The 16,415-nt window shown below is 40.0% G+C and carries 14 protein-coding genes; 7 read left to right on the top strand and 7 right to left on the bottom strand.

Features of this window, described 5'->3' with window-relative positions; genetic code table 11:
- The first annotated feature begins 44 nt into the window (after positions 1 to 44).
- Positions 45 to 1,955, top strand: coding sequence for a 1-deoxy-D-xylulose-5-phosphate synthase (dxs, locus tag VB691_RS12480; protein ID WP_323291825.1), 1,911 nt, complete (start codon positions 45 to 47; stop codon positions 1,953 to 1,955).
- An 87-nt stretch (positions 1,956 to 2,042) separates the two neighbouring features.
- On the opposite strand, the gene VB691_RS12485 is transcribed toward dxs, so the two are convergent.
- A complete protein-coding gene (locus tag VB691_RS12485) occupies positions 2,043 to 4,334 on the bottom strand; it encodes an NACHT domain-containing NTPase (protein WP_323291826.1) in 2,292 nt (763 codons plus the stop codon).
- Positions 4,335 to 4,693: 359 nt separating this feature from the next.
- Between VB691_RS12485 and VB691_RS12490 the strand changes: the two genes are divergently transcribed.
- The 3 genes from VB691_RS12490 (at position 4,694) to VB691_RS12500 (ending at position 9,818) form a co-directional block, all read left to right on the top strand.
- A complete protein-coding gene (locus VB691_RS12490; protein WP_323291827.1) occupies positions 4,694 to 7,453 on the top strand; it encodes a response regulator in 2,760 nt (919 codons plus the stop codon).
- Entirely contained in the window at positions 7,450 to 8,379 is a 930-nt protein-coding gene (locus VB691_RS12495; protein WP_323291828.1) for a response regulator, read from the top strand. The genes VB691_RS12490 and VB691_RS12495 overlap by 4 nt, the downstream gene beginning before the upstream one ends.
- A gap of 185 nt (positions 8,380 to 8,564) precedes the next feature.
- Positions 8,565 to 9,818: an MFS transporter gene (locus VB691_RS12500; protein WP_323291829.1), complete on the top strand. Its 1,254-nt coding sequence runs from the start codon at positions 8,565 to 8,567 to the stop codon at positions 9,816 to 9,818.
- Positions 9,819 to 9,872: 54 nt separating this feature from the next.
- Here VB691_RS12500 and VB691_RS12505 read toward each other — a convergent pair whose 3' ends face one another.
- A complete protein-coding gene (locus tag VB691_RS12505; protein ID WP_323291830.1) occupies positions 9,873 to 10,952 on the bottom strand; it encodes an ETX/MTX2 family pore-forming toxin in 1,080 nt (359 codons plus the stop codon).
- Between the two features lie 224 nt (positions 10,953 to 11,176).
- Positions 11,177 to 12,166 carry a metal ABC transporter solute-binding protein, Zn/Mn family gene (locus VB691_RS12510; RefSeq protein ID WP_323291831.1) on the bottom strand — a complete coding sequence of 330 codons (990 nt, stop codon included), beginning with the start codon at positions 12,164 to 12,166 and terminating at the stop codon, positions 11,177 to 11,179.
- Between the two features lie 84 nt (positions 12,167 to 12,250).
- On the opposite strand from VB691_RS12510, the gene VB691_RS12515 reads away from it, so the two are divergent.
- Complete coding sequence (locus VB691_RS12515) at positions 12,251 to 12,991, top strand: metal ABC transporter ATP-binding protein (protein WP_323291832.1); 741 nt, start codon at positions 12,251 to 12,253, stop codon at positions 12,989 to 12,991.
- A gap of 346 nt (positions 12,992 to 13,337) precedes the next feature.
- Here the strand turns inward: VB691_RS12515 and VB691_RS12520 are convergent, their stop codons facing one another.
- On the bottom strand, positions 13,338 to 13,484 hold the full coding sequence (locus tag VB691_RS12520; RefSeq protein ID WP_323291833.1) for a CDGSH iron-sulfur domain-containing protein: 147 nt from the start codon (positions 13,482 to 13,484) through the stop codon (positions 13,338 to 13,340).
- Here VB691_RS12520 and rdgB point away from each other — a divergent pair.
- Positions 13,462 to 14,034: an RdgB/HAM1 family non-canonical purine NTP pyrophosphatase gene (rdgB, locus tag VB691_RS12525; protein WP_323291834.1), complete on the top strand. Its 573-nt coding sequence runs from the start codon at positions 13,462 to 13,464 to the stop codon at positions 14,032 to 14,034. The two genes, VB691_RS12520 and rdgB, sit on opposite strands and share 23 nt — an antisense overlap.
- Positions 14,035 to 14,131: 97 nt before the next feature.
- Positions 14,132 to 14,884, top strand: a complete 753-nt coding sequence (aqpZ, locus tag VB691_RS12530; protein ID WP_323291835.1) for an aquaporin Z — start codon at positions 14,132 to 14,134, stop codon at positions 14,882 to 14,884.
- Positions 14,885 to 15,065: 181 nt separating this feature from the next.
- Here the strand turns inward: aqpZ and VB691_RS12535 are convergent, their stop codons facing one another.
- The 3 genes from VB691_RS12535 to def form a co-directional block, all read right to left on the bottom strand.
- Positions 15,066 to 15,404: a P-II family nitrogen regulator gene (locus tag VB691_RS12535; RefSeq protein WP_323291836.1), complete on the bottom strand. Its 339-nt coding sequence runs from the start codon at positions 15,402 to 15,404 to the stop codon at positions 15,066 to 15,068.
- A 99-nt stretch (positions 15,405 to 15,503) separates the two neighbouring features.
- The gene (locus VB691_RS12540) at positions 15,504 to 15,908 is read right to left on the bottom strand and encodes a thioesterase family protein (RefSeq protein WP_323291837.1); all 405 of its coding nucleotides are present in this window, start codon (positions 15,906 to 15,908) and stop codon (positions 15,504 to 15,506) included.
- The gene (gene def, locus VB691_RS12545; protein WP_323291838.1) at positions 15,908 to 16,411 is read right to left on the bottom strand and encodes a peptide deformylase; all 504 of its coding nucleotides are present in this window, start codon (positions 16,409 to 16,411) and stop codon (positions 15,908 to 15,910) included. The genes VB691_RS12540 and def overlap by 1 nt, the downstream gene beginning before the upstream one ends.
- Positions 16,412 to 16,415: the final 4 nt, after the last annotated feature.

Genomic DNA, 16,415 nt, shown 5'->3' on the forward strand with positions numbered 1-16,415 from the left:
TTGTGATATAACAATTGAATCAAGATGGTGGAAAACAAACCATTATGCAAATAAGTGAAATTACTCATCCTAACCAGTTACATGGTTTATCCCTCAGACAACTGGAAGATGTTGCCCGTCAAATTCGAGAAAAGCATTTACAAACCATTGCAGCCAGTGGAGGCCATCTCGGCCCAGGGTTAGGGGTTGTAGAATTAACCATCGCCCTCTATCAAACCCTAGACCTAGATCGTGATAAAGTGATCTGGGATGTGGGTCATCAAGCCTATCCCCACAAAATATTAACCGGACGCTACCACCGTTTTCATACCCTACGGCAAAAAAACGGCATTGCTGGCTATCTCAAACGCTGTGAAAGTAAATTTGACCACTTTGGGGCCGGACACGCTTCTACTAGTATTTCTGCGGGGTTAGGAATGGCTTTGGCCAGAGATGCTAAAGGGGAAGATTTCAAAGTTGTATCCATCATTGGAGATGGGGCCTTAACCGGAGGCATGGCCTTAGAAGCTATTAACCATGCGGGCCATCTCCCCCACACTAATTTAATGGTGGTTCTCAACGATAACGAAATGTCCATTTCTCCCAACGTTGGGGCCATTTCTCGCTATCTCAACAAAGTTCGTCTTAGTGATCCTGTTCAGTTTCTCTCTGATAACCTGGAAGAACAATTTAAACACTTACCTTTCTTTGGGGACTCTTTTACCCCGGAAATGGAACGGGTTAAAGAAGGAATGAAACGGTTAGCCGTCCCTAAAGTGGGGGCAGTCATCGAAGAATTAGGCTTTAAATATTTTGGCCCCATTGATGGTCATAATTTACAAGAACTAATCGCCACTTTCAAACAGGCCCATAAAACCCCCGGCCCTGTTTTTGTTCATGTGGCCACCGTTAAAGGGAAAGGATACGAACTCGCCGAAAAAGATCAAGTCGGCTACCATGCTCAAAGTCCTTTCAATTTAGCTACAGGGAAAGCCATTCCCTCCAACACCCCCAAACCTCCTAGTTATTCCAAAGTCTTTGCCCATACCCTCACCACCTTGGCGGAAAATAACCCGAAAATTATTGGGATCACCGCAGCCATGGCCACAGGGACAGGGTTAGATAAACTACAGGCCAAATTGCCCAAACAGTATATTGATGTGGGTATTGCGGAACAACACGCCGTCACCTTATCCGCAGGGTTAGCCTGTGAAGGAATGCGGCCAGTGGTAGCCATTTATTCTACCTTCCTGCAACGGGCTTATGATCAAGTGTTGCACGATGTTTGTATCCAAAACTTACCCGTGTTCTTCTGTTTAGATCGGGCGGGCATTGTGGGTGCTGACGGGCCAACTCATCAAGGATTATATGACATTGCCTATCTGCGGTGTATTCCCAATCTAACCATTATGGCCCCGAAAGATGAAGCGGAATTACAGCGGATGATCGTCACAGGGATCAATTATACAGATGGCCCCATTGCCATGCGTTATCCTCGCGGTAACGGTGTTGGGGTTCCCTTGATGGAAGAAGGGTGGGAGGCTTTACCCATTGGCAAAGGAGAAATTCTGCGTAACGGGGATGATGTCTTACTCCTTGGTTACGGCACTATGGTATATCAGTCATTACAAGTGGCAGAAATTCTCCGGGAACATGGCATTGAAGCGACAGTGATTAACGCCCGCTTTGTCAAACCCTTGGATACTGACTTAATTGTGCCTCTTGCTCAACGCATTGGCAAAGTTGTTACCCTAGAGGAAGGCTGTTTAATGGGTGGCTTTGGCTCTGCCGTAGCGGAAGCTTTGTTAGATCATAATGTCACTGTTCCCATCAAGCGATTTGGTATTCCCGATAAGTTAGTGGATCACGCCAAACCCGATGAATCTAAGGCTGATTTAAGTTTAACCAGTCCTCAAATTGCCGAACAAATTCGACAACTTTTCTTTAAAACTCCCCAACCTGCTGCAGTGAGTTAAAGGGATATGCGGGAGTGAGAATTTAGGGGCGGGTTGATAACAATTAATTTTAGTTAAAAGCCCGCCCTTACGATAAAATTTTTCTGATTATGCAGGTAATAAAAGGGTAGATTCAATATGTTTCTTAACCTTGACGCTGATATGACAATCTCCTTGAAGACATTCAACTAAGAAAAGATTAGCATCATAATAGCTATTCCATAATTCTTTTTGTTGTTGATTAAGTTGCCAATCATAACCAATTTGACGATATTGAATTAGGATATCTCGAAACATTTCAACCCATTGTTTACCTTGATTTTTCACCCAATTAACTATGGCTTCTTTTCCTTGATCTGGGTTAGGAAGCTTTAATTTTAGCTGTTTAAATTCAGCCAAAAATTTAGATTCAAGTGAAAACTTTTGCTCTAATTCTAAGGTAAAACATAAATTTAAAAAGTTTTTAGCGGTGGGATTATCTAATAAATTTAAACTATCCATAAATGCCCGTGTTAAAGTTGAATCTAGCTTAATTTCTTGACTCAATTGCTCTTTTTTACCAAACCGAGTATCTAAAGACAACGCTAAGTTTAAATCCCGATGACGAAATAGGGTAAAGTAAAAAGCCCGCACCGCTTCTTCATTATAAGGTAATTTCATTGATTTAACTTTGCGATCCAGATTTTCTAGAAACTCTTGTAAATCTAAATCTTTTTTAGCTAAATTATCAATAAAATCTTTCATTTTTTTGATCATTACATCAGCTTTCGGTAACATACTTATCGTGAGTAAAATTACTTCTTGCCAACGATAATCTAAGATTTTATCTGCTAACTGAGTTAATTCAATTTCTAAATTTTGACGATCATTAGCAAGAATTTTCCTTGCTGTAAAATATTCGTGAAAAGTAAGATGAGAAAAAGAATAGACATCTTTAGCTCTTTCTACTAAAATTCCATGCTGTAATTCAATGGATTTTAAAACAGCTTCACTCGTTAACCAAAGGGTTTCTAAATCTTCCTTAAAGCCAAAATTTTCCGTTAAATAATTTTCAATAATTCCCAGGATGTCACGACTCTCAAAAAAATAACGATTTGCCGCAAAAGTTGTCGCTGCAATTTGAGACAATAATGTCATTTTATGCCGTACAGAAAGAGCTTGATAAAAGCTATCTCGCTCAATACCTCTTGCTTGATCCCAACGCTGTAAAAGAATATCTAACCCTGCTTGATAAAGTTTAGTCCTTTGACGAGGAAAACTCCCACTCTCCTTAAAAACAGAACATAATAAATTCAGGAGAATGGGCGTAATAGCCAACTCTCGAATCGGCTGATTTTCTGGTTTTTCTAACTGATCTAAAAATTGTTGGGCTTTATTTTTCCCTTCAATTTTATTATCAATAACTGCCCCAAACCATTTGTTGACAAATAATTTAAGCTGTTGATGGTTAAAATCAGCCATTTCCACATAAGTAAATCCGCGAAAATGGAATTGTTGCGCCGAACTTCTAGAGGTAATAATTACCGGATTTTTATAAAACTCTTTAGTAAAGGATTCAATATTTTTGCAGAGAGATTCTCTCATTGGTTGCGGAACTTCATCTAAACCATCAAATAGACAGAGAAATTTCCCTTCCTGCAATAAGTTTAAAGTTTGTTGGTTAGAGAGTCCATAACTTTTTCCCTGAGCAACAAAATAATTGAGAAAATTAATAGGTTCCTCATTTCCTTGATCCCAGACACTTCTGAGTTGAATAAAACAGGGAATTAAATCCTGTCGATACCTACCCTGATTACATTGCAGTGCCAGATATTGTAAAAACGTGGTTTTCCCTGCCCCTGGTTTACCCAAAATGACCAACTTATCCCGTTTAGCGACCAACTCCAGTCCTCCTACTGTATCAGACTGAATGGCAGATAAGCGAAATCCCTCACTAGGAACCAAAGATTTGTGTAAATCAGAAACTTCTAACCAACGTTGATAACTCGGCTCAAGCAAAAAATTCGTCGTCGTATAGACCTTTTTCAGTGGGGGTTGGGTTAGCTCAAAAGATGATTGCAGCGCATTACATTGAATCTCAACGGACTCTCGTATTTGAGAGCGCATTACCTCCACTAATTCTTCGATCGCTAAATTTCCTTCAACTACTCTCAACGGAGGAGAAATAGGTAACTCATCAGAAAGATTAGCAATTTCTTCCCAGTTGAGATCGAGTTTAAAACAGAGTTCTTTAAAGACTTGACGCTCAACGGGACGACCTGTTAAAAATTTCCAAATGGATTGGCGACTGGATAAACCTACTTCTCCTGCGAGGTATTCCTGAGTCCAGCCTTTATTGGCTAAGGCCTGCTTCGCTTCCATAATGCCTTCTGCGGAAGATTGTAGAGATCGCCTTGTCATTTTAAAGATAGGGAAAATAACAGATATCCTGCATTTTACCTAATTAAAAGCACGGATTAAGTGATCCGTGTCACATCTAACCTGTGATCTCCCCATCCATAACAGGTGATTAGAATTATAGCGGTTTGCATCGTGATCACAGATGCTAGGGTAAAAGCTATTACTTTCGATATCTTCGGAAAATATTCCTGTCAAAAATTGAACAACCGTAACTCTAAATGGTAAAAAACTTGATAAAATAGAAGTAATATGAATTTTTACAGATAATTATCAACAACTTTCCTGAAACTACCATTTTTATCCCCTTAACTAACCCATTGCTATCTCCCAAGAATCCCTAATCTTTATTAATCAAGTCTATGAAACTGAGTAATCTCAAACGCAATAAAATTACCCTTAGATATTTAGGACTGACCAGTATAGGTTTACTGTTAGCTCAGTTGCTCTTTGGTGTGATCCAAGTGCGTTGGCGATATTATCAGAGAGTAGAAAGTATGAGAGAAAGAGTGGAAGACTTGGGCAAAGAATTACGCGTTATTTCTCAAGAATCAGACCTTAAATTAAATGATTCAACCCTTGAGCGACTAATGAGACAATCAAGTATGGGATCTGATTTAGTGTATAGCAAAATTTTAAATGCTCAAGGCCAAATTATAACCAGCTTTTTTAATCAAGAAAATCCCACCATTGCTCAAACTTTAGCTAATCAAACCAATTTTAAAAATCAGCCCGAAACAAGCATTAAATTAGAGAAACTTATTGAAAAGATTGAACAAAATTCTCAGATTCAAGAAATTCGCCAACCGATTATTGTTGGGGGAACTGCCTTGGGAGAAATTAGGATTGCTTATACCTTACAAAACATTCAACAAGATAATCTCAAATCAGCTAGTAAAATTTTAATTGCTTCTTTGATTGTTAGTGGGATGTTAATCTTGATTATGATCGCTATGTTTAGACGGGAAGTCCAACTTCCTCTAGGAAAGTTGGTGAAAAAAAACCAATTATTACTTTCAGAAGATGAACGCGCTTCCTTAAATCAAGGGGATGAATTACATCAATTAGAAGTCTTAATTACTCGTTTAGGATCAAATCTCCAAACCCTTCAAACTTTACAAACCAAAATTGCGGAACAAAAAGCCACAGAACAAGCAATTGAAGATGTTAATCAAGCAAAAAATGAGTTTCTAGCCATGATTGGTCATGAAATTCGTACCCCCTTAAATGCTGTCACAGGGATGACAGGATTATTGTTAGATACTCCGTTAAATGATCAACAAAAAGAATTTGTCAGTATTATCCGCAATAGTGGAGAAAACTTACTGACCATGATTAATAATATTTTAGATTTTTCCAAAATCGAAGCCCAAAAACTGGAATTAGAAAAACAGCCCTTTGAACTAGGGCCTTGTATTGAAGAAGTTTTACGATTATTTATTTCTCAGGCCTCAGAAAAAAACTTAGAATTAGCCTATCTGATCGAACCTAATACCCCTAGTGCGATTATGGGGGATAGCACAAGATTGCGACAAATTTTGGCTAATCTTGTTGGTAATGCCATCAAATTTACCGAAACAGGGGAAGTGGTGATTTATATTAATGCAACACCATTGCTCCAAGAAGATAGTGAGTCTCCAACTGCCTACGAACTAAGATTTGCTGTCAAAGATACGGGAATTGGTATTCCCGCTGAACGTTGTCATCGTCTTTTTCAACCCTTTAGTCAAGTGGATGCCTCCACGACTCGTAAATATGGGGGTACAGGTTTAGGGTTAGTGATCAGTAAACGCTTAGGTGAACTGATGGGAGGTAAAATGTGGGTTCACAGCACGGAAGGCAAAGGTTCGACCTTTTACTTTACGCTAAAAGCTCAAGCGGCCACCAGTTCCTCTCCTGTGACTTCCCACGAGGGGGAACGGGAATTAATGGGCAAACGAATGCTCATTATTGATGATAATCTTACCAATCAGAAAATTTTGACCCTACAAGCACAGTCTTGGGGAATGTTTACCTGTGCGGTTGATTCTGGGGAAAAAGCTCTGGAATGGTTAAAAAAGGGCATTACCTTTGATGTGGCAATTTTGGATATGAATATGCCTCAGATGGATGGACTAGAATTAGCCCGTGAAATTCGCCAACAACCCCACTGCCGAGCATTACCCCTCGTCATGCTTAGTTCAATTACTCGCCAGGAAATGTCTTCCCAGAGCGATAGTGAAGAATTTGCGGCTGTTCTGATTAAACCGATCAAACAATCTCAACTGTATTATAGTTTGATGCAGATTTTTGCCGGAAAACCCATTAAAGTGACTCCATCTTGCAAAAAAGAGTCAAAAGAAAAATTACTAGCAGAAAGCTTACCCTTACGAATTTTGGTCGCTGAAGATGTGGTAGTTAATCAACAAGTCATCCACTTATTGTTAGAAAAACTCGGTTATTGGGCAGATATGGTCAGTAATGGGGTAGAAGTTTTAGAAGCCTTAGCTCGTCGCTCTTATGATGTTATTTTAATGGATGTCCGAATGCCAGAAATGGATGGATTGACGGCCACACAGAAGATTCGGGAAATTATAGCCCCGGAAAAACAACCCCGTATTATCGCCATGACGGCTGAATCGATGCGCGGCGATCGGGAAAAATGTTTAGCCGCGGGGATGGATGATTATATTGCCAAACCTATCCGTATCGAAGAATTGCAACGAGCTTTATGTCAATGTCAACCCGTCTTAGAAAAACCCGCCCTTGAACTTCAAGTTCTCGATGGATTAAGGAAAATGGCAGGAAAACGGGCTAAAGATGTAATTAATGATGTGATCATGAGCTATCTTGAGGATGGCCCTCTACGCCTCTCAGCCATGACAACCGCGATCGCTCAAGAAGATGTGCAAGCACTCCGTCAGGCGGCCCATGGGTTTCGCTCGGCCAGTGCCAATGTAGGAGCGATTTGCCTATCATGTATGTGTCAAGAAATAGAAACAATCGCACGTCAGGGAACCCTCTTAGGTGTGAAGGAAAAAATACCGATGCTCAAAATAGAGTATGATCGAGTGTGCCATGCTCTACAAAAAGAACTAAGCAACCATACTCAATTATCAGTTATCACCCATCATCAGTTGTGAATAGTCTCTTTCTTGCTCCAGAAGCCCCCTTAATTCTCGTTGTTGATGATGATCGCGCCATGCGGAGTTTATTAAGGGTAGCCATGGAAGAAGAGGGCTATCGGGTAATTGAGGCCAAAAATGGTCAGCAATGTTTAGATGAATATGACCGTTGGCAAGCGGATATGGTGTTATTAGATGCCATTATGCCAGAAATGGACGGATTTACTTGTTGTCAGCGTCTTCGTTCCCTTGATAACAATAATTACTTACCTATCCTGATGATTACGGCCCTTGATGATCAAGAGTCTATTGATCAAGCTTTTGCGGTGGGAGCAACGGATTATGTGACAAAACCGATTTACTGGTCAGTCTTATCTCAACGGGTATCTCGTCTCTTACAAACCAGTCAAACTCTTAAGCAGTTAAATTGTCTCAAATCTCGCTTAGAAAGACAAGAAAAATGGCAAGCTCTTGGGAATTACCTGGTTTCTCAATGGGAACAAACTTTTTCGATGAAACCCTTATTGAAAGATGTCATCAGTCAACTTCAAACCTTGGTTAATGCGGAACGGGTGGGAATTTATCAGAATGATGGCCTACTCTTAGCAGAGGCCATACGTCCTGGTTATCCTTCTGTTAAAACTTTATCATGGGAAAAAATGACTCTGTGGGAAACTCATCAGAATACCTATCAACAGGGAAAAATTGTCAGCTTTAATTTGTCTGAAGATAATGAATTATCTCCTGAAGCGATCGCCCCTTTGAAGCAATTAATGATTAAAACCGTGACTATGATGCCTATTTTGGTGAAAGAAAACCTTTGGGGCCTGCTCTGGATACATCATTGTCAATCTTCTTATCTCTGGGAATCTTGGGAAATGGACTGTCTGGCTTATTTCGGCCAATTATTAGCGATCGCTTATCGTCTCCGCACAGCAACTTAAACTGGGAGCTTGCACCATGATTGAAAAATCACAAAACCCCGATTTTTCAAGACAGCAAACCAAGCATGACTTCGTTACTATTTGCTAAAAAATCGGGGTTTTCAATATCAGGTGCAAGATCTGAGTAAAAGCAATTCTGCTCACAATTTTCTATATTAAGAATAGTAAAGAGCGAAATATTGCCTGTGAGCATTTTGACAACGTTTCAACGTCTCAATCCTGAACAACAGCGTAGTCTATTGTTGTTACTAGGGACAGGTTGTTTTTTTTGGATCAGCCTCACGACTCTGTTACCGACTTTACCTACCTATCTCGCTGATCTCGGTGGCACAAAGGCGCAGATAGGCTTAGTCATGGGAAGTTTTGCCATTGGGTTATTATGCTCCCGGACTTGGTTAGGACACTTAGCAGACACCCACAGTCGTAAAATTGTCCTCTACATTGGGATCTTGGTTGCTGGTATTGCTCCCTTGGGTTATTTGCTGATTCCGTCTATTTTTCCCTTAATTGCGGTTCGTGCTGTTCATGGGATTAGCATTGCTGCTTTTACGACGGGTTATAGTGCATTTGTGGTAGATTTATCTCCCGCCAAATATCGGGGGGAACTCATTGGTTATATGAGTTTAGTTGCACCAATTGGGATGGGTATTGGCCCTGCTTTAGGAGGCTTTTTACAGGAATCTTACGGCTATGGCCCCTTATTCCTTACTTCCGCAAGTTTTGGCTTTTTAGGCTTATTATTAGTGGGTTGGATTCCAGAAACCCCTCGTTATCACAAAGCTCATCAAGAGGCATCTCTATCAGTGCGATCGCAGCGCAGTTTCAGGGAACTTTTATCTACTCGTTCGTTGATGATTCCTGCGTTGATTTTATTACTTATTGGCCTCTTATTTGGTATTTTGGTGACTTTTTTACCTCTGTTCCTACGAGAGACAAATTTAGGGTTAAGTGCTGGTTTATTTTACACTGTGGCAGCGATCGCTAGTTTTTCGGCTCGTATTTTATCTGGACAAGCCTCTGATCGCTATGGTAGGGGTTTATTCATTACAGGTAGTTTATTTTGTTATTTTTTGTCCATGATCTTCTTAACTCAAGCGAAGGGGCCAGAAGGTTTACTCTTAGCGGCCATTTTTGAAGGAATAGGAGGGGGAATTTTAATTCCGATGATTATTGCTTTAATCTCAGATCGATCTTTCTCTCAAGAAAGGGGTCGGGTTTACTCGGTTTGTCTGAGCGGTTTTGATGTGGGAATTGCGATCGCTGGCCCTGTAATTGGGTCTTTAGGTAGTTTTCTCAGTTATCCTACTATCTTTACTTTAAGTAGTAGTTTAGCCGTGATTGCTATTATTTTATTTATGAGTCAATCTAATAAAAGTTGGAAAACTTCTTTGAGTTTTGCCTTGGGAAAAGAAAGAGATTTGTATGCAGTGGATGGATAATGTTAATGATCCCCCACCTTGAGCCTCAAGATGGGGGATTTTTTAAGAAGATGCTTAAGCGGCGATCTGACTAAACTCTAAGGAAGCATCAAGAGGAGCAACTCGCTTTTGAGATGAGTGTGTTTTGGGGATGGAATAATCGATTTGAACGTCATGGGAATGAATACCTTCATAGGTTCCGTGAATCACACCACTCATGGTCATTCCATTGGCCCAGGTTGCTGAAGCTTGTGCTGTGTAGGTTAAATCAAACTTAGTTTGTGTAACTAATACTTGAGCCTCAATTTCACTATGAGGTGGTACAGTCGCCGTTGCTGTATATTCAAAAGAATCTGATGTTTCTAAGGTTCCCCCCCAAGTGTAATTATAGGAAGCTTCAAGAGATACATCAACCTTTCCTTCCGCAATAAAGGGAATCCCTGTTTTAATGCTAGTTGATACCCCAACTTTTGCCCCAACATTATGAGACCAATTATTACTAGCATTCACTGAACGAGTATGAGTAATTGAGCTAGTTTGTGAGATATCAGATTGATTATCAATCCGAATAAAATCTAAGGCTTCTACCTTTAAATTGGTTTCACTGGTGGGGACTAAATTATAGTCAATATGCTCAATATTTAATTGAGTTATATCATTTTTTACAATCAACCCTAGTTGATCAATATCCTTCCCTTTACGACCAAATAAACCCACTAAAACAGTGTTTCTGATTCCATATTCTCCCAAGGATAAAGTCGTTGCACGACCATTAAGATCTCCTGCTTGTAAGGTGGAACCGTCATTTAAGCGTAATATAATTCCCCCTAGTCTTCCTCCTCGGAAATCACTATAATAAAGGGTACAAAAATCAATCGGTTTACCGCCAAGACGGAAGCGTGTTTCTTTACCCGCAGGGGTTCCCAAAGTTAGGGGATCATCAACCCGACTATGATCGCCGCCGTCATACCAAATTTTCAGACCACGGATAATTTTTTTCTCAGCATAAACAGAGATCCATTGAATACTATGTTGTTGTGTTTCATTTGCTTGAGTAACGAAAGCACTCCCACCATTTCCCCCGACTGTTTTGGTTCGATCAATCATATCGTTAACATTGAGGTTAGAGAGTAAATTATTGTTGGTAACTAGCATGATTTTCTCCTAAAGTATTGTATTTAGCAAGTTGTTATTTTATGTTTGCTTGCTATTATTCCCTTCAGCGTCTTCCTCATGAGTTACGGAAAAAATGATCGAAAAAATCAAAGAATTTTTCTGACTTTTAATATGAGAATTCCCTGAGAATTACCTGAGAATTATTTATTTATTTTTTCATTTATCTTTAATTAAAGTATTTAAAGTTATGCTATTTTAAATACTTAATTGGTTTTAAACTCTCCAGCTTTTCCTCCTAATGCTTCTACAATACTATTAGTATTAGCCACTAACATTTTAATGTAACTATCACCCTCAGTTCCTGGCGCACCAATGGAGTCAGAATATAAGGGTTTAGGGGCTAATTTTACCCCTGCTTCTTCAGCAACGGTTTTAATTAAGGTAGGATTAATTGTCGTCTCTGCAAAAATAGCAGGAACTTTAGTTTTTTTGATAACTTCGGCTAAATTTTTAACGGTTTGTGCGCTTGGTTGTTCTTCCGTACTAATGCCAATTAATGTACCTGTCATGGTTAAACCATAGGCTTTTGTGTAATATTGAAAGGCATCATGGGTAGTTACTAAGTTTCTTTTATTGTCAGGAATTGTCGTAATTTCTTGTTTGATCCAACTGTCTAAGCGTTGTAAATTGGCATTTAATATAGCAGCATTTTGTTTAAAAGTAGATTCATCTTCAGGAGAAATTTTAATTAGTTCATCTCGAATTTGATTAACCATTATAATTCCATTTTTGGCATCTCCCCAAACATGAGGATCGGGGGCTTTTTGTCCTTTATAATTAAAATCTAATGGCTTAACTGCTTCCCCTACAGCGATTTTTTTCGCCTTAATTCCCGCAGCATTCATCAGTTTAATTAACCCTGGTTCTAAATTGTAACCGTTATAAAAAATTACATCAGCTTCTTCAAATGCTACACTATCACTAGGAACAGGTTCATAAACATGAGGATCGGCCCCTGGTTTCAAAATTCCTTGATGATCAACCTCTTTTTTGGCAATTTGTTCCACTAAATCAGCAATAATGGTACTGGTAGAAACAACTTTTGGTTTGGCGGTTTCTCCTGTTTCTTGGGATTTTTTTACCTCACATCCTGTTATCCCTATAAATACAAAAATACTACCAAGCAAGATAATGGTAGAAAGGTTAAACGTCTTCTGCTGTAATAGTTTCACCGCGATCTGAGGAAAATTCATAATCATCTCATAATTGTTTTCATAATTATCTCATTTTTGGGGTATGCTAGGGATAGCAAGATTTAATTATCTGGGGTCACACAGATGCAAAATCGGGGAATTACCATCAGTAATTTAGGGGTTTATTACCGTAATTTAGAAGCGTTACGGGATATTAATGTCACTGTACAACCAGGACGGTTAACGGGTATTATTGGCCCCAATGGTGCGGGGAAAAGTACCTTAATGAAAGGGATGTTAGGGTTAATTCCGGTGACTCAGGGAAGGGTGACTTATCAGGAGCAGCCCTTTGCGTCACAATTAGAGAAGGTGGCCTATGTTCCCCAGCGATCGCAAATTGACTGGACCTATCCTGCGACGGTTTGGGATGTAGTAATGATGGGAAGGGTGCGTCAAACGGGTTGGTTTCGACGGTTTTCTGTTTATAGTCGTCGTATGGGGTTAGAAGCGTTGCAACGGGTGGATATGGACGCTTTTATTAAACGTCCCATTGGGGAACTTTCGGGGGGACAACAACAACGGGTATTTTTAGCGAGATCTTTGGCCCAAGATGCAGAAATTTTCTTATTTGATGAACCGTTTGTTGGGGTAGATCAAAAGACGGAAAGCATTTTATTTAGTATTTTTCGGGAGTTAGTTGCTAAGGGAAAAATTGTCTTAGTCGTTAATCATGATTTAGGAGAGTCTATTACTCATTTTGATGATTTAATTTTATTGAATAAGGAAATAATTGCAGCAGGAAAACGGCAATTTGTGTTAAAAGAAAACTATTTAACTCAAGCTTATAGTGGTAAGGTGACATTTTTTAAGCCTAAAGCTGCTTAATATAAACTCAAACCCTTAAGGGTTTAGCTATATAAACAAAACCCGCCTACGCGGGTTAAATTTAGTCTCCGAAGGGAGGCTTTGTTTGTATAGTATCAGACTTCAGTCTGTCTTTTTCTAGGGAGAAACTATAATAACCGGATTTAGTATAATTCATGAATTACCCCTAGAAACAATATGATAATAAGTCATAAAAAACCTCTGATGCTGTCAACAAAATTGTCATTAAAACGACTTTTGAAATTAATCATCAGAGGTGTTTCGGGATTTTTAGTGACAAGAGTGTCCCTACGATGAGCAGGAAACCTCCTGAAAAAGAGAAGTAAAATAGTGGTTAAAAGTTCCCTCACTCATGGGATAATTTACTATGAGAGCCATCACAGAAAGGGTAATTTTGACTATGTTTACACAAACATAAAGCGACTTTTTTGGTTTCTTCTAGGGTAAATTTTATTAAGGAAAACAAAACTATGAAAAAATTAATTGTAGCCACCAGTAACCCTGGAAAATTGCAGGAAATACAAGATTATTTAACGGACTTACCTTGGGAATTACATCTTAAACCCAAAGAACTCGAAATTGAAGAAACCGGGACAACCTTTCTCGAAAATGCTGCCTTAAAAGCGTCTCAAGTGGCCACAGCATTGGGAGAATGGGCGATCGCCGATGATTCAGGATTAGCAGTCGATGCGCTGAATGGCGCACCAGGACTTTATTCTGCCCGTTATGCTAACAGCGATCAAGAGAGAATTGAACGGTTATTAAAGGAATTAGGTAATAATAAAAATCGACAGGCCAGGTTTGTTTGTGCCATTGCGATCGCCAGTCCTGATGGCATAATAGCTCTACAAACCGAAGGAATTTGTGCCGGAGAAATTCTCAAAACCCCCCAAGGAATAGGAGGTTTTGGTTATGATCCAATTTTTTATGTTCCCCAATATCAACAAACTTTCGCCCAAATGACCCCCGAAATGAAACAAAAAGTTAGTCATCGGGGTCAAGCATTTGAGACTTTGTTACCACAGTTGCACCAATTATTCTAATCCCAAACTAAAGTGTTCTTGACAAATTGATCGTTTAAACTTTATTTTGTGGACATACAGTCTCTGTGACTAAAAATTGCGTTAAAACAAACTAAAAATGAAAAAATACATCGCTGAATTTTTCGGGACTTTCTGGTTAGTGCTAGGGGGTTGCGGTAGTGCTGTCCTAGCGGCTAACTTTGGAGGAGAAACGAACCCCCTCGGATTAGGATTTTTAGGGGTTGCCCTTGCCTTTGGATTAACCGTATTAACCATGGCCTATGCGGTTGGGCATATTTCTGGGGGTCATTTTAACCCTGCGGTTTCCTTTGGGTTATTGGCCGGAAAACGCTTTAATGGCTCCGATTTGCTCCCCTATATTGTGGCACAAGTCCTAGGGGCAATTCTCGCCGGGGGCGTACTTTTGCTGATTGCCAGTGGTAATGGTGCGTTAGACTTAAGTGGTTCAAATCCTTTAGCCACCAATGGTTATGGTACCCATTCGCCAGGGGGTTACAGTTTATTAGCTGCTCTCATTACCGAAATTATCATGACTTTTATGTTTTTGGTAATTATTATGGGAGCAACTGATCGCCTTGCTTCTGGTGGTTTTGGCCCTGCTGCTATTGGCTTAGGTTTAACCCTAATTCACTTAATTAGTATTCCTGTAACTAATACCTCAGTCAACCCGGCCAGAAGTACAGGGGTTGCGTTATTTTGTGGCAATGGGGAAATTATCGCCCAATTGTGGTTATTTTGGTTAGCTCCTATTATCGGTGCTGTTTTAGGCGGATGGTTTTATCACACTTTCCTCGAAACTGCTGTAGAAACCCGGCCCTTAGAACCCATCGAACCAGCATTAAAAGATTGACACTCCCACCGCTAATTGCTAAGGCAATGTAGCGACGGATGCACTCTCCTTTTGTTTGTTGGTCGGGGTTTCATCCCACCGCTAACATCCGTGTAACGGGGGTCTTCACCCCGACATTAGAGATAATTAACCATAATTGACGGGAATGGGGACTTAGGAAATCCTTTGTCCCCAAAAACTGTTAAATCGCTTCGAGATCGTTTTCTCCGGTACGAATACGGATAATTCGGTCAACGGGAGAGACAAAGATTTTCCCGTCTCCAATTTCCCCTGTACGCGCAGCAGTAATCAGTTTTTCGATCACCATCTCCACTTGATTATCTTGGACCACAATTTCGACTTTCAGCTTTTGCAGAAACTCAACTGTGTATTCTGAACCCCGATAACGTTCCGTTTGTCCTTTTTGTCGTCCAAACCCTCGCACTTCAGAAACCGTCATCCCGACAATTCCCGCATTGACTAAAGCGATTTTAACTTCGTCTAATTTAAAGGGTCGGATAATCGCCTCTACTTTTTTCAAGCTCGTTACTCCTGGTGAGATAAGTCTATTCGTTTCTATTTATAATGCTAACTAGGACTATTCTTGCAACTAAGATCCGAAAGTTTTTCTAAAAAAGCTCTATTCTGTTGTTTGCAACCACTGAATTAGGGAAGATGTTAGAGGGGTGCGTTTGCGGATGAGGGGGTTGATCGAGACGTGCTTTGTCTTTGCTTTGGCCACACAGAGATCGGATTTTGAGGGGTTTAAGATTTCATAGGCGATCTCAAATTCTGTATCATTTAATTGGGTTGGAATCAGGGAAATTTGTAAGCGATCGCCACAAAATAAGGGTTGATAAAAGTCAATCTCAGCATGGACAATGGGAACAGCTACATCTATATTCTGAAAAAAGGTTTTAAGGTCAATTCCTGCCGTTTCTAAGGCGTTTTCATAGGCTTCATGACAAATGGATAAGAGAGAAGCAAAATAAACTACCCCTGCGGCATCAGTGTCAGAAAAACGAATGATCCGATTATAAGTCATCAAATGTTTACTAAATCTTCAGAATTGGCAACCCGATCAATGAATAGGATACCATCAAGATGATCGAGTTCATGCTGGAAAATTCTGGCGACAAAATTGGTGAATTCTTGATGATGTTGCTGGCCCTGTTGGTCTAAATATTCGACTGCGATCGCCTGATAACGAGGAACTAAACCCCTGACTCCTGGAACACTCAAACATCCTTCCCAACCTTTGACCATTTCCTCAGAATGGGAGATTAAACGAGGGTTAATCATGACAATGGGTTCCATCAAAGGTGCATCAGGATAACGGGGGTTAGGATGGGAACAGACGATAAATAGGCGATAGGAATGAGAAACTTGAGGGGCCGCGATCCCTACCCCATTCGCTTCTTTTGCCATGCTTAAGAGTGCGTTAATAAACTGTTGTAGCTGTTTATCGGTGACATTGGTAACGGGTTCGGCCAATTGTCGTAAAATTGGATTTCCTAATGTAGCAATCTCTAAGGAAGGTTTAATCATAGAC

Origin of the sequence: Crocosphaera sp. XPORK-15E (assembly GCF_034931425.1) — a bacterium.
In the GTDB taxonomy this organism is placed as follows: domain Bacteria; phylum Cyanobacteriota; class Cyanobacteriia; order Cyanobacteriales; family Microcystaceae; genus UHCC-0190.